Annotated in this window: 15 protein-coding genes; 2 read left to right on the top strand and 13 right to left on the bottom strand. The window is 31.7% G+C overall.

Annotated elements, in window-relative coordinates; genetic code table 11:
- Positions 1-7: 7 nt before the first annotated feature.
- From DFQ06_RS00745 to DFQ06_RS00815, 13 genes are all read right to left on the bottom strand, one after another.
- Positions 8-574: a hypothetical protein gene (locus tag DFQ06_RS00745; protein ID WP_133965474.1), complete on the bottom strand. Its 567-nt coding sequence runs from the start codon at positions 572-574 to the stop codon at positions 8-10.
- A 148-nt stretch (positions 575-722) separates the two neighbouring features.
- Entirely contained in the window at positions 723-1,229 is a 507-nt protein-coding gene (locus DFQ06_RS00755) for a hypothetical protein (RefSeq protein ID WP_090841988.1), read from the bottom strand.
- A gap of 193 nt (positions 1,230-1,422) precedes the next feature.
- The gene (locus DFQ06_RS00760) at positions 1,423-1,890 is read right to left on the bottom strand and encodes a hypothetical protein (RefSeq protein WP_133965478.1); all 468 of its coding nucleotides are present in this window, start codon (positions 1,888-1,890) and stop codon (positions 1,423-1,425) included.
- A gap of 163 nt (positions 1,891-2,053) precedes the next feature.
- A complete protein-coding gene (locus DFQ06_RS00765; RefSeq protein ID WP_133965480.1) occupies positions 2,054-2,536 on the bottom strand; it encodes a hypothetical protein in 483 nt (160 codons plus the stop codon).
- A gap of 407 nt (positions 2,537-2,943) precedes the next feature.
- Positions 2,944-3,411 (bottom strand): type II secretion system protein GspG, encoded by a 468-nt coding sequence (locus tag DFQ06_RS00775; RefSeq protein ID WP_133965482.1) that lies wholly within the window; start codon positions 3,409-3,411, stop codon positions 2,944-2,946.
- A 164-nt stretch (positions 3,412-3,575) separates the two neighbouring features.
- Positions 3,576-4,178 (bottom strand): hypothetical protein, encoded by a 603-nt coding sequence (locus tag DFQ06_RS00780; protein ID WP_133965484.1) that lies wholly within the window; start codon positions 4,176-4,178, stop codon positions 3,576-3,578.
- A gap of 225 nt (positions 4,179-4,403) precedes the next feature.
- The gene (locus DFQ06_RS00785; protein ID WP_133965486.1) at positions 4,404-5,942 is read right to left on the bottom strand and encodes an RNA-directed DNA polymerase; all 1,539 of its coding nucleotides are present in this window, start codon (positions 5,940-5,942) and stop codon (positions 4,404-4,406) included.
- A 155-nt stretch (positions 5,943-6,097) separates the two neighbouring features.
- On the bottom strand, positions 6,098-6,793 hold the full coding sequence (locus tag DFQ06_RS00790; protein WP_133965488.1) for a hypothetical protein: 696 nt from the start codon (positions 6,791-6,793) through the stop codon (positions 6,098-6,100).
- Positions 6,794-7,292: 499 nt separating this feature from the next.
- Positions 7,293-7,688 carry a hypothetical protein gene (locus DFQ06_RS00795; protein WP_133965490.1) on the bottom strand — a complete coding sequence of 132 codons (396 nt, stop codon included), beginning with the start codon at positions 7,686-7,688 and terminating at the stop codon, positions 7,293-7,295.
- A gap of 163 nt (positions 7,689-7,851) precedes the next feature.
- On the bottom strand, positions 7,852-8,667 hold the full coding sequence (locus DFQ06_RS00800) for a hypothetical protein (protein WP_133965492.1): 816 nt from the start codon (positions 8,665-8,667) through the stop codon (positions 7,852-7,854).
- 116 nt (positions 8,668-8,783) lie between these two features.
- Positions 8,784-10,691: an acetate--CoA ligase gene (gene acs / locus DFQ06_RS00805; RefSeq protein ID WP_133965494.1), complete on the bottom strand. Its 1,908-nt coding sequence runs from the start codon at positions 10,689-10,691 to the stop codon at positions 8,784-8,786.
- Positions 10,692-10,856: 165 nt separating this feature from the next.
- A complete protein-coding gene (locus DFQ06_RS00810) occupies positions 10,857-11,213 on the bottom strand; it encodes a DUF779 domain-containing protein (protein ID WP_133965496.1) in 357 nt (118 codons plus the stop codon).
- A gap of 78 nt (positions 11,214-11,291) precedes the next feature.
- The gene (locus DFQ06_RS00815) at positions 11,292-12,791 is read right to left on the bottom strand and encodes an aldehyde dehydrogenase family protein (protein WP_042506927.1); all 1,500 of its coding nucleotides are present in this window, start codon (positions 12,789-12,791) and stop codon (positions 11,292-11,294) included.
- A 232-nt stretch (positions 12,792-13,023) separates the two neighbouring features.
- Between DFQ06_RS00815 and DFQ06_RS00820 the strand changes: the two genes are divergently transcribed.
- Together DFQ06_RS00820 and DFQ06_RS00825 are read left to right on the top strand one after the other, a co-directional pair.
- On the top strand, positions 13,024-13,941 hold the full coding sequence (locus DFQ06_RS00820; RefSeq protein ID WP_042506928.1) for an AraC family transcriptional regulator: 918 nt from the start codon (positions 13,024-13,026) through the stop codon (positions 13,939-13,941).
- Between the two features lie 150 nt (positions 13,942-14,091).
- Positions 14,092-14,676 (top strand): superoxide dismutase family protein, encoded by a 585-nt coding sequence (locus tag DFQ06_RS00825; RefSeq protein ID WP_042506931.1) that lies wholly within the window; start codon positions 14,092-14,094, stop codon positions 14,674-14,676.
- Positions 14,677-14,742 lie beyond the last annotated feature (66 nt).

Consider the following 14,742-nt stretch of genomic DNA (forward strand, 5'->3'; position numbering starts at 1 on the left):
TAGTTTTTTATATTTCGCTTATTAATTTGTCAAATAATTCAAAATGATGTTTTTCAGTTCTCATTTCAATTTTCAATTTATCATTCTTATGTTCAATCTTATATATTTCTCCAGATTGGAAAAGTGGTTTTAATATTTCTGTCAGTTTGAAAATCAGTTTTGGTTTCTCATTTTTCATTTCAAGCATATACTTTTTAGAAAAATCGAGTTCAGACAATGATACACTTACCATTTTTTTTAAAAAGTCAGTTCGTGTTTTTTTTCGTATTGTAAATTCCGAATTATGAGTTCCTTTTCTTTCAGTTTCCCATTCCGCCAAAACAAGTAAACTTTGATATTTTGATGAAAGCAATAAATTTCCAGTTGAAGTAAAGGTTGATTTTTTATAAGTCAAATTCCAATTTGTAGGATTTGATATTTTACCGAAAATCAGATATGACCAAGCATTGTAATTTCCTTTTACTTTTCCATTTTTATTTGCAACAAAACTTTCAAAATCAAAGCAAAATTCCTCATTTAGTTTGAAAAAAGGTGAGGATAATTCGTCTGGTGAGGCATTAGATTTTATTCTCATTGAATTCTGCTGTCAAATTAAACACAACGTGTTTGTATATGGAAAGTTGCGGGTTTGCGTGCGAGGAATTTCCGAAGGAAATTCAGACGTAGCAAACGTGCAACGACCTTTATTTAAGCCCAACACCAGCAATTTTTTATATACGGTGTTAGCATACGTTATTTATTCGGTCTCTTATTTTTCCAAGTTCCGTTTTAATATTTTCGTCTTTTATTAATTCAGAATGTTCAGTCACTTTTTTAGTAGTTTCTTTCCAAAAAGGATAGAGAAATAGCATAGAACTTGTTCCTAAATTTTCATAAGTTCCATTTTCTCTTTTCATTTCATACACATTCTTAAAATTCACCTTGCCTTTATAATAATCAGTCCTTTTCATTTTTGTGGTAAAAAAATCTAAAAGTCGATTTAGTCCTTCTGATATTTCTATTCCGTATTGTTTACCATAATGAATATGACTAATTCCATAACCAACAATTAATTCCGAATTTCCAATATCAAATTCAAACCAAACTGATGAATCTTCTTCGTCTTGGGAGTAAACATTAATGTGGTAACATTCCTCATATTCTTCTGATTCGTTATAATTGTCAGGAAAATATTTATCGAGAAATCCTTTAATTTCATTAAAAGCAATTCTAATTTCTTCTTTTTCCACTTTTTAATATTTCAATTTTGGTTCTCGATTACGATTCGGTTTTAATGTATGCTAACGTGATTGTGTATGGTTAGTTGCGTGATTTAAGTAACTAAGTTAGCAAATAAATCACAGATAGAATATTCCGCAGGAATGTTCGTAAGTAGGCTTTAAACAAGCAATTAATTATACACGGTGTTGTAGGTAGTGTTTCTCATTGACTAGGGATTTCGCCTTTAATCCATTGTTCTTTCTGTTTATAGCCAGAACTGACAAAAAGAAAATTCTCTTTTTCAAAATCAACTAAACCTAATGCTATAACCATATATTTTTCTCCTGCTAAGTATTCCTCATCAGTATTTTTTGAGTCAATTTTATTTAAATAGCCAACAACTCTAATCTTATCTCCAATCACATTTTCCTCATTTTTGAACATTAAGATAGTCCATAAATAATTTCCTTCTCCTAACTCTAATTTGTAAAAAGGTGTATTATTTCTGCTATTTTTTATTTCAAGAATATTCGCGTCATACGCAATAATTCTATTCGTAAATTTTTTAATCTTATTAAATTTTGTTTGGTCAAAGTTTGTCGGAAAAGATTTTTCAGTCACTTTATTAGTTTGTCCAAAAGACAATCCAATAGTGAAAGTTAAAAAGAGTAAAATCAAATTATTTTTCATTTGCGTTCTGTTTTTTACATTACCTACAACGGTTTAGTATATGGAAAGTTGCGGGTTTGCGTGCGAGGAATTTCCGAAGGAAATTCAGACGTAGCAAACGTGCAACGACCTTTGTTTAAGACTAACACCAGCAATTTTTTATATACAGTGTTAGCACCAGTTTTTATTTTCCCGATTTATGACAACTAATTCCCCAAATATTTAATTTGTCCAAAGAATAGTCAATCTCAACCGTATTTTGATTAATAACTTTAAATTCATTTCCTTCTTTATAGTTTGAGTCAAAAAGGTCATTTAAATTCAGCGTATCTTTTTTTCGTTCCGCAAAGTCCAGCAACACAGTTTTTCCATTTCCGCTCCAAATTCCGTTTGAGTTTATTATGTCAGATTCAGGTTCAGCGTCTTGCATTGGTTCGGGATAAATGCTCATATAAAAGTCAAAAGTTCCATTCGGAATTAAAGTCAGCTTTATAAGAGCCAAATCGTTATCTCCACTTAAATAGACAACTGTATCGTTAAGCACTAAACTTTCAGGTTTAATAATCTCTATTTCAGTATTCAATTCCGCATTCTGCGTTTTTTCAGATTTCTTACTTTGGCAAGAAAAGATCATTAAAATCAAAACTAAAAATATTGGTTTTCTCATTGTCGCTCTCAAATTGGTGCTAACGGTTTTGTATAAGATTAGTTGCGTGTTTTAAGCACTAAAGTTAGCAAATAAATCACAGATAGAAAGTCCGCGAGGACTTTCGTAAGTAGGCTAAAACTAGCAATTAATTTTATACGGTGTTGTAGCACGTTTTTATTTATTCAATCGTTTTTTTTGTTCTTTCTCTGATTAACAGAAAACTCATAATTGTAATAATACTTATTCCAACTATTAGTAATCCGTATTTAAATAATCCACTTAAAAAAAATGTTGGAAATCCACCATAACGACCTTTTTCCGATATCTGAACAAGTTCAGAAATGATGTTAGAATTCTCTAACAAAAAGAAGCAGGCAATACAGACTAAACTAATTACATAAAGTCTTATAATTTGAAATTTTCTTTTATTCCGATTTAATGTCATCGTCAGTATGAAATTTTCCATCTGAACCAGCAGACGTTATTAAAAATCCTTTTCCGTTTTCCGTAATCGTAAATTCATATTCTCGATTCCAGGCGTCTTTTTTCCAATCTTGTCTTAAAGGACTATTTCCGATTAATTCATTCAGTTCCGTTGGATATTTTCCTAAATTTTCTTTCCAATTATCCATTCTGTCACTCATTTCCGATATTTCTTGTTTTGTTTTTTCGGGAAACACAGATTTTCTTTGATAAGTAAAAAACAGAATAGCACTTAAACTCCCAATGACTAAAACAGAAATAACCATAATTGAACTCGGCTGTAGAAAATATCTTTGGAAATGTCGTTTCTTTCCATCAGCTTTTTCCATTTTCGAGATTTTTCTATGATGTTTAAAATCTTCTCGAATGAGTCCAAATTCAGCTAAAGTCGATAGTAATAATTCAATCATTCGGTTGTTTTGGTAAATGTGCTACAACGGTCTTGTGTATGGTTAGTTGCGTGGTTCAGCAACTAATTTAGTAAACAAATACGGACTAGAGAATATTCCGAAGGAATATTCCAGATAAGCACTTGCCAAAGCAATTAATTATACACGGTGTTGCCATTAGTACTTTATCTTTTTAATATTTCCATTTCACTCCTTGATTTCAACCTTTTAGTCAAAGAGAAAATTATAATTAATAGAATTATAACATAACCAATAATATTTTTGACGATGCCAAAGTTTGCCAAAAACAAAACAATTCCCGTTATACTGCGACCACTTCCTATAATTGAGTATTCAACTCCACTTTCCATTTGAATTGCTAAATAAAGAGACCATAAAAAAATCCCTGTCATAAATAATAAGGCAAAAAATTGTGGTTTCGCATATTTTAGAACACTTGGTAATTCGGAACTATATTTAAAATTCGGATTATCTTGTTTTATAAATTCAAATATTTCGTTTTTAGTATTCTTATCTTTTATTATTAATTCTTCTTCAGAATCATTTCCGAAAAATATTTTAATTTCATTTTTTCCGCTTTGATTTTGAATTTCTTTTATATAAGAATATGGAATGCTAAAAATATTTTCTAAAAAAGATAGATTGGTTGATTCTGAATTTAGTCTATTAAGTTCTTCTTGTTTCGGATTTCCTTTGTAAATAGTTTTATCTTTTATGAAAATCAATTTATTAGATTTAGAATCACTTATTTTCCAAAATTTCTGCATTCGTTTTTAGGTTTTTTGGGTATTAATGGCAACGTTAAATATAAGAAATCGTAGGGCGGTTAAAAGTACTGTCGTTTCGGTTTGTTACTGAGCCAAATATAAATATTTTGCTTTTATCTTTTCGGCTATAAATGCCAAATTTTATATTTGGCGACCTCGCAAATAGACAACCAACTTTCGATTTAGCACAAACGCCCTATGTTTTTTATATAGTGTTACCACCAGTTATTCTTTTTTGAATACTGCTAAATGTTCAAGCATAGATTTATTACTACCTTTCTTTTTAATTATTTCAAATATTTTTATACCACTTGGTAAAGGTTTAAAAAATTCACTTCGATTGGCTTTTAAACATTTTATAAGTGGAGATTTAATTTGTTTAGGAAACTTAATTGTAAAAAGTTCATTCGATTTAATGAAGTAAATTAACCATATTAAATCATATTGATTGCCCTCAATATTCTTCATTTTCTCATTGAATATTTTCTCAATTGCATTTTCAATTTTAGCCATTACTGACTTATTTGTAGAGTATTTATCAACTATTTTTTCAATTATTGCAAGAATTTGAGGGAATGATTTATATCTGCGTTCTTTCAATAAAAGTAAAAGGCTAATTGCTTTCATCAAATTCTTTTCATTGAAGTCTAATTTTAAGTTGAAATTGTTTGAAGAAAGTTCACTTAAAAATCGGTCAACTACACCAGTTCCTTTATGTTGCTTGTCTACCTTTAAAGTTCCTCTTAATGATTTTTCAAATCTATTATAAGTGATTTTGTTCTTATAGCGCAATGAAAACTGTTGGTAATCTGCTGTCCACTCTCTGAATAGACCTTCAGGTAATTCATTCACTACTGATTTGTCATCATTTAGTGATAAATTGAAGTCTTTTAATTTCTTTTGAAGTATTCGTATTATTTTATTTGCGTCTTCTTTTGATTGACATAGAATTCTATAATCATCTTTAAATCGTACTGCTAAAAAATCAATATTTAGTTTCTCTATCTCTTTTGAACTTTCTGTGTCAACTGCTGTTAAAATTATTTCTGCAATTAAATCTGAAATTGCAGGACCAATAGGAATTCCATTAGTACAACCATCATTTGCATATTGTATTAGTTTATCCAGTTTTAATCCTAAAAATTTATGATACGCACTTCTGTTTCCACTTGTTCTAATAACTTTTTTTGTGTGAATTGCCCAAGCAATACTATGTGTGTAAATAGAAGGATAAAAGTTTTTAATGTCTGTTTTTAAAATGTATTTGTAATTAAAAGCTTCTGCTACTAAATCATTTTCAGCCATTTCTAAAAACTCATAAATCATTCTTCCAGCTCTTAAATGACCTAATTCACCTTCATTTTTTTTAGTAACAGGAATAGGGAAGCTGTAACAATAGATTTTATTTTTTGAGTTAAATAAATGGTCTATTATTAAATTCCATTCGTTCATTAAGTACCAAACGATATCGTGATATATTTTTGGTTCAATAATTCCAAATGTCCTATCTGTCAATTGTGTTTTAGGAAATGAGACATTTATTAATTCACTTTTAACAACTTCAAATTTTGGATGTGCTCCCGTTGTGTCAACTTCGATGTATGGAGTTGGATTTAAGTCAAATTTAGAGACTTTAAATGTTGGAGGAACAATATATTGCTCTGGAAAATAACCTTCTTCTAATAACCATTTTGCAACTTTTTCAGTAGGAACACTTTTTAAAAGCTTTTTTGTTTCAAAGAAGTGTTTTCTTGGTAGTTGCATTTTTTTCTAATTGGTGGTAACGTTTTTGTATATGGTTTGTTGCGTGTTTTAAGCAACTAATTTAGTAAATAATTACCAACCAAGAAAGTCCGCGAGGACTTTCGTAAGTAGGCGAGAACCAAGCAATAAATTATATACGGTGTTGTAAAACGTACTTATTTTTCATTATCAATTAACCAAGGTTGCTTAAATTCCTTTGTTTTGGTCAATTTCTTTTTTAATTTTTCTCGGTCTAAATTCAATTCAGAATATTCTGCTCTTTCAAAAAGTAGGTTATAAGCTGATTGATGAAATCCGTATTTTTTTAATATATCAAAATCCGAGTTTGCTATTTCGGTATTCAGATTGTCGTTGTCAAATTCAATTTTTAAAAGGTCAACTAAAGTGTCATTTACAAACTGCTTTTCATAATTCAGTCGTTTTTTGTCCAATTTCACAGAGTTTAATTCTTTAAGAATTTCATAAACGATTGAGTCATTTTTCTCCACTTTTCTGCGATTCCAAAATTCAGCGTAATATTTGGTTTGTATTTCAGGTTTGTTGTAAGTCAGTTGCAAACTGTCCATTAAATTTCCGAAATTTCGTTTTATGTAAATGTCTTCGATTAGAAAACTATTTTCGCTTTTAAAAATCAGGTTTTCGAGTTTTTCGTAACCAAATTTTTTAAATGATTCGTGAATTGTTCTTAAATTTTCGGGTTTTCTAATCCACGTGTTTTTTGTCCAATCAGAGTTTCTTAAATCGAAAAATGAGGTTTTATTTTCTGCATAAAATTCCGATTCACTTTTTTCTTTATTAACGCAAGAAACAAGTAATAAAATCAGAATGTTTAATGTTAGCAGTTTGTTCATTCGTATGTTTTACAACGTCTCGGCTATGATTAGTACGGGAATTAAAAGTAGTTAACTTTCGATTAAGCAGTTAGCCAAAACTTTTTATTTTGTTTTAATTTTTTCATTTTAAAAGCCAAATCAAAAAGATTTGGCGGATTTTATAAAAATACACTAAACTTTGGATTAAGTAACAAACCCCGTATTAATTATAGCCCTTGTTGTAACACGTTTTATTTTTTCGTAACTGATTTAAATAATTTTATCAGTCCGATTATTATAAAATGTGAAATCACAAATAAACCTCCATAAAATAGAATAACAAGTGAATTACCATATTTGAAATTTTCTGAATCTGAAAATAGATAAATCATTATTGTTAAATAAATTCCGAAAACAACAAAATTCCATTTATAAAATTCCTTGTTTTTTGATTTTAAAGAACCAAAAATCATAAATATTAACATTGTAAAATATGTAATGTATAGGATTGTAAATTCGTTGTCTGTTGGAAACATTTTTATTCAGTAAATATTTTTTCAATTAATGTTCGTCTGTCTTCTGTTTCTATATATTCCACTTTCAAAACTCTTTTTGTTGATATATCTGTTTCAATTATTAGATGTGAGCAGTATTTTGGGTCTATGTCAAATCCATAACTTTCTTTTATAGTAAATGAAACTTTATTATTTAGTTCACTTTTTTGAGGATAGTATTCTCCGCCTAATAATTCGACTACTGAGTCTAGTTTAATTCCAATTAAGAGTTCAGAATCAACTAAATCTTTTACCATTTTTAATCTCAGGTTTTTATGTCCTATTTTGTCAGATTTCCACTTTTTAGAGTCAAATACAAGTTCATTATTATTACATCCAATTAATAAAACAGTCGTAAAAAATAAAATTAAATCCCTCAAATTCAGTAGTTTTTTTGGCAATGTGTTACAACGGGATTGTATATGATTAGTGGCGTGGTTAAGCACCTAATTTAGCAAATAAAAACCAGATAGAAAATCCGCGAGGATTTTCGTAAGTAAGCTGAAACTAGCCATTAATTATATACGGTGTTACCCAACGTTTTTATTCGGTTATCTTTTTTAATTTCTGCTTTCCGTTATTCAATTCAGTCAGTTTTTCTTTTTTTAACCTAAACACTAAATCATTAAATTCAACCCACTTTGCACTAGACAAAGCATATGTCAAACTATCATTTTTGGTCAAAGTTTTAGAATTTAAAATAAGCGTATCATTTCTATTTTTCCATAAACCTTCGGTAAAATCAGAACTGTGCCCTTTTCTTTTCCAAAATTTGAATGTTCTGTCGTCGGTTAAAACTAATTCAATTCCATTATTATTCTTGCCGTAACCAATAAATTTTCCGTAGAATCTATGTGTTTTTCTATTTGGTGGTTCAATTCCCATCAAAGAATACATTTTATTATTAAATTTTTCGATGAAATTTTCGTCTCGATAAGAGTCAGTACAACTGTGGCAAAATTTTAAATTAGTAATCTTAATATTGTTTAATTTAATGGTGTCAATCATTTTTTCGGGACAACCAGAATAACCTCCAACTGCACTTATCAAAATTCTTTTTCCGTCAATAAATAGTTCGGTTGCCATTTGGCCAATTCTATTTTCCAACCATTTAATATCATTTTCAGATAGATTAAAATCTTGTCTAAATCCATTGTAGAGTTTTAGACTTCCAATTGTATTTAAACTTCCTTTAAAAAGAGGACTTTCGAGTTGATGAATTGAATCAGATTTTAAATTTTCTGGAATATAAGTTACTAAATCATAATACTCTTTTTCAAATAGAGTTGAAGATTCAGGATTTTGAGCAAAAATTAATGTGCTGAAAATAAAGTTTAATATGAAAATCGTTTTTCTCAAATGTTGGGTAACAATTGTATATAGTTAGTACTAACTATATATCTATTTTAGGGTTAATAACACCTTTAGAAAAAGGTGTTATTAACGATTTATTTTTAAATGATTGATAAATTAAACTACAGTACGTTATCCATTATTTCCTGCACAACCTCTGGGTTTAATAATGTACTTGTATCACCTAAATTACTAGTATCGTTACTTGCTATTTTACGCAAAATACGTCGCATAATTTTACCCGAACGCGTTTTTGGCAATCCTACGGTAAACTGAATTTTATCTAGTTTCGCGATTGGCCCGATAGACTCGGTAATCATTTGATTAATCTCTTTTCTTAGGTTATTATGGTCTCTAGTTTCACCAAAATCCTTCAGAATAACATAACCATAAAGTGCGTTTCCTTTAATATCGTGTGGGAAGCCAACAATAGCAGACTCTGCAACTGCTGGATGCTCGTTAACAGCATCTTCTATAGGAGCGGTACCTAAATTATGACCAGAAACGATAATAACATCGTCTACACGACCTGTAATTCTGTAATAACCTACCTCATCACGCAAGGCGCCATCGCCTGTAAAATATTTGTTTTCGTAAGCCGAAAAGTAGGTATCTTTATAACGTTGGTGGTTTCCCCAAATAGTTCTAGCCATACTTGGCCAAGGGAATTTTATACATAACCGTCCGTCGACTTGATTACCCTTTAACTCCTGCCCTTCTTCATCCATTAAAGCCGGTTGAATACCAATAAACGGCAACGTGGCATAAGTTGGTTTTGTTGGTGTTACAAATGGAATTGGACTAATCATAATTCCGCCAGTCTCTGTTTGCCACCAAGTATCAACAATAGGGCTTTTCTTTTTCCCGACATTATCGTTATACCAGTGCCAAGCTTCTTCGTTTATAGGCTCGCCTACCGAACCAAGCACTTTTAATGATGATAAATCGTATTTTTCTACTATTTCCACACCTTGTTTTGCCAACGCTCTAATTGCTGTTGGTGCGGTGTAAAACTGATTTACCTTATGTTTTTCTACAATTTCCCAGAAGCGTCCAAAATCTGGATAACTTGGTACACCTTCAAATAATACAGTTGTAGCCCCATTTGTTAACGGACCGTAGAGAATGTAACTATGTCCAGTAATCCAACCAATATCGGCAGTACACCAATACACATCGTTTTCTTTATATTGAAATATATTTTTAAAAGTATAAGCTGTATAAACCATATATCCGGCTGTGGTATGCACCATGCCTTTTGGTTTTCCGGTAGAACCTGATGTGTATAAAATAAACAACGGATCTTCAGCATTCATAACCTCAGCTTTGCAAACGGTAGATGCTGCATCTAAAAGTGGTTGCAACCATTGGTCACGCCCAGCTTCCATATGGATATCTGTATTAATTCGTTTAGCAACCAAAACATCTTTAACTCCAGGGCAACTCTCTAAAGCCTCGTCTACAATACCTTTTAAATCGATAGTTTTTGAGCCACGATAAGAACCATCGCTAGTAATTACTATTTTACAATCGGAATCGTTAATTCGAGTTGATAATGCTGTAGCAGAAAAACCTGCAAATACCACCGAGTGAATGGCACCAATTCTAGCACATGCTAAAGTGGCAATAGCCAATTCGGGAATCATTGGTAAGTAAATACAAACGCGATCGCCTTTTGCAATACCTCTATTTTTTAAAACATTAGCAAACTGATTTACACGATCGTGCAATTGGTTATACGTAATATGCTCAGCTGGATCCTTCGGGTCGTTAGGCTCAAATAAAATAGCCGTTTTATCGCCTCGTGTTGGCAAATGCCTATCGATACAGTTTTCTGTAATATTTAATTGTGCACCCTCAAACCACTTTACTTCTGGCTTCGAGAAATCCCAACTTAAAACTTTATCCCATTTTTTTTGCCACATAAAATGCTCTTCAGCAATTTCTTCCCAAAAGTTTTCGGGTTCTCTAACCGACTTTCTATAGACTTGATAATATTCTTCTAAATGTTTTATGTGATAATTACTCATGATATGTTTTTAGTTGGTTTTTAACAAAAAAAGTGGAAATACTTTACTAAATTCTACTTTTAAAAAAGCTATTCAGTTCTGACTTCTAAAATAGCAAAATAATATGTATTTGACTTTGTTTTTAGGTTTTGTTAACAAAATAAGTGTGTTTAAAACAATTAAATTTTAAACGGTTTTAAAAAACGCTTGTTCTGCTTCATCAAATAAACGCGAATGAATTAAAAAACGGAGACCTAATGGTATTTCTAAAGAAAAGCTTGCGCCTCGTCCTTCAGTGACATCTACTGTTAAATGGGCGTGTTTCCAATACTCGAACTGATCTTGATTCATATAAAAATTAACTCCTGCTACGCTACCCAACAAAATATCGCTTTCATCGAGATACATATCGTCTTTTTCAAAAATCATTGGAGCCGATCCGTCGCAACAACCACCACTTTGATGAAAAATAAGTTCGCCATGCTTTGCCTTCAACGCTTCTACTACAACTGCTGCTTCTTTTGTGATTTCTACTCTTTTCATAATTTTAAATTGAATTTTACAAAAAAGGCTGAACACTGCATGGTTCAACCTTTTAAGTCTTAAACTATTAATTTCATTCTAAAAGAAACCTAACTTATTCTTGTCATAAGAAATGAGCATGTTTTTTGTTTGACGATAATAATTCATCATCATCACATGATTTTCACGACCGAAGCCGGATTTTTTATAACCTCCAAATGGAGCATGCGCTGGGTAAGCATGGTAACAATTCACCCAAACACGACCAGCTTTTATAGCTCTCGGTATTTGATATAATTGGTGTGCATCTCGCGTCCAAACCCCAGCACCTAAACCATAAAGTGTATCATTAGCAATTTCCAATGCTTCGGCTTCATCTTTAAATTTTGTAACACAAGCAACAGGACCAAAAATTTCTTCTTGAAAGACTCGCATTTTATTATGCCCTTCTAAAATAGTTGGCTGAATGTAGAATCCGTTTGCAAATTCACCACTTAGCTTTTTAGCATCGCCGCCCGTTAACACCTTTGCACCTTCTTCTTTACCAATTTTTAAATAAGCCTGTATTTTTTCATATTGATCATTAGATGCCTGTGCACCAAGCATGGTATTCACATCGTAAGGATTCTCTTGAATAATGGCATTTGTTCTAGCCACAACACGTTCCATAAAAGCATCATAAATATCTTCTTGCACTAATATTCTAGACGGGCACGTACAAACCTCCCCACTATTAAAAGCAAATAAAACAGCGCCTTCAATAGCTTTGTCTAAAAAGGCATCATCATGATCCATTACCGAATTAAAGAATACATTTGGAGATTTTCCGCCTAATTCCATGGTTACCGGATTTAGATTTTTTGAAGCATATTGCATAATTAATTGCCCCGTTGTGGTTTCCCCTGTAAAGGCAACCTTATCTACTTTTGGACTAGATGCTAGCGGTTTTCCCGCTTCTGGGCCAAAACCATGTACAATATTAAAAACACCAGGAGGAAATACATCGGCAATTTTCTCCATTAATAATGTAGCCGATGATGGTGTTTGTTCTGCCGGTTTTAAAACCACACAGTTCCCTGTAGCCAAAGCTGGTGGCACTTTCCATGATAACATTAACAAAGGAAAATTCCACGGAATTATTTGCCCAACCACACCTAGTGGTTCTTTAATATTCATAGATAGTGTGTTTGCGTCTAGCTCGGTGGCACTACCTTCTTCGGCACGAATACAAGCTGCAAAATAACGCCAATGGTCTATTGCCAAAGGTATATCGGCATTTAAACTTTCGCGTATAGGCTTCCCGTTATCACAGGTTTCCACTAAGGCAAATTCTTCAAGATTAGCTTCAATAATATCGGCTACCTTATTTAGCAACGCAGCACGTTCTGCGGCTGGCGTATTTCCCCAAGATTCTTTTGCAGCATTAGCCGCATCGAGCGCCAAGTCTACATCTTCTTTTTGCGATCTCGGATATTTTGCTATTAAACTATTATCAATAGGCGATGTATTCTCAAAATATTCACCTCCAATTGGTGGTACAAATTTTCCGTTGATAAAATTAGAATACGATTCCTTAAATTTTGGTTTAGAATAACTCATTTGTTCTCAGTTTTTGTTGTTGGTTAAACATCTATCAATTTAATTCTCAATAATTAACATGAATTTACTTTATTTTTAACATATTCATATTTTTATTATTAATAAATTGCTTAATACTTAGTTTCGATAAAGTTATATTATCAAATCACGAACGAGTTGAACATAATTATCGAAACATTGAACGTATCTATTATATAGCCATTAACACGCATCTTTTTTTGTATTATTGATTATGAGCCAGCTACTAAACCACCACCGAAGCACTAGAAAACTTACAACTTTAGTTGAAAACCGAACCACGTACAATGCGGAGTATGCCGAATTAAACATTTACGAAACACACGCTTACGCGGAAAAAGTAGCGCTTAAATTCGATTTTCCGATAATTGCGAGTATGCTTACCGGAAAGAAAATAATGCATATTGACGGTTTAGAGTCTTTTGATTTTTTCCCCGGAGAATCTGTAGTCATGCCAACCAACAAAGAAATGGTTATTGATTTCCCCTTAGCAAGCCTAGATAGCCCAACGCAATGTTTAGCTCTAGGCATTGATGGTAGTAAAATAGACGAAGTTGTTCAAAAATTTAATCACCATGTTGCTATAGAAAATGAAAACAATACCTGGAAACTAGACGAAAATGCATCGCACCTTATTAATAACACCGATGTAAATCACCTTGTGGAACGCTTAGTTTACACCTTTACTAATAACAACACCTCTAAAGATGTGTTGCTCGATTTAATGATACAAGAACTTGTGGTACGCTTACTGCAAACTAAAGCCAAGGCTTTTATACTTAACGATACCGAATCTATTTTTAATGATACCCGAATTGGTATGGTTATTAAGTTTATAAAAAACAACCTGACTAATAAGGATATTAGTGTCGATTTACTAGCTAAAAAAGCATGTATGAGTACATCTCATTTTCATAAGAAATTTAAAAACACCCTAGGCATCTCTCCTATCGATTATATAAATTCTGAAAAAATAAAGTTCTCTAAAAAACTAATTAAGGAATCTAAAGATTTCCGAATGGCCGAAGTGGCTTTTAAATCTGGCTTTAATAACACGAGTTATTTTAACCGCCAATTTAAAAAAGTAGAACTTATAACTCCTCAGCAATTCAAGGCGTCATTAAGTAAATAAGTTTACCATATCTTCTTTTAAAATCGTAAAATTTCAAAGTAAAAAAAGTCTAGCCTCCAAAAAACACAAAAAACGTTATAATTAAAGAAACAAGCTACAACTTGTAATAGACTAATTATCTTCTTAACTTTACTAAAAAGCAGAAAAATTATGAAAGATTTAAAATTAGTAGTACTCGCATTTACGCTTGTATTTGCCATTTCTTGTAAAAATTCTAAAAAAGAAAATGAAACCACTGTAGAAACTGAAGCTGTTAAAAACGTTGAAAACACCATAGTAGAGAATAAAGATTTATCCATTTTATTATCGCCAAAGAGCGGAAGTGATATTAAAGGAACACTTAATTTTACTGAAGAAAACGGACAAGTAACCATGAACGGTACCATTTCTGGACTGGAAGCTGGTAAACACGCCATCCATATTCATGAAAAAGCAGACTGTTCTTCGGATGATGGGAAATCCTCTGGTGGACATTGGAATCCTACTGCACAACCACATGGTGCTTGGGGTGATTCCACAGGTTATCATAAAGGTGATATAGGAAACTTAACAGCAAATGCGAACGGAATTGCAACCATTACAAAAACCACAGACGAATGGTGTATGGGCTGTGGTGATAAAACTAAAGATATCTTGGGTAAAGCTATTATTGTACATTTAGGTGTAGATGATATGAAATCTCAACCCTCGGGCGACGCCGGTGCTCGTATTGGCTGTGCTGGTATTATTCAATAACTCGCAGATTATTAAAAACAAAACTGGTTGCATTTATCTTTAAAAGATATATACAACCAGTTTTTT

The organism is Algibacter lectus (genome assembly GCF_004368925.1).
In the GTDB taxonomy this organism is placed as follows: domain Bacteria; phylum Bacteroidota; class Bacteroidia; order Flavobacteriales; family Flavobacteriaceae; genus Algibacter; species Algibacter lectus.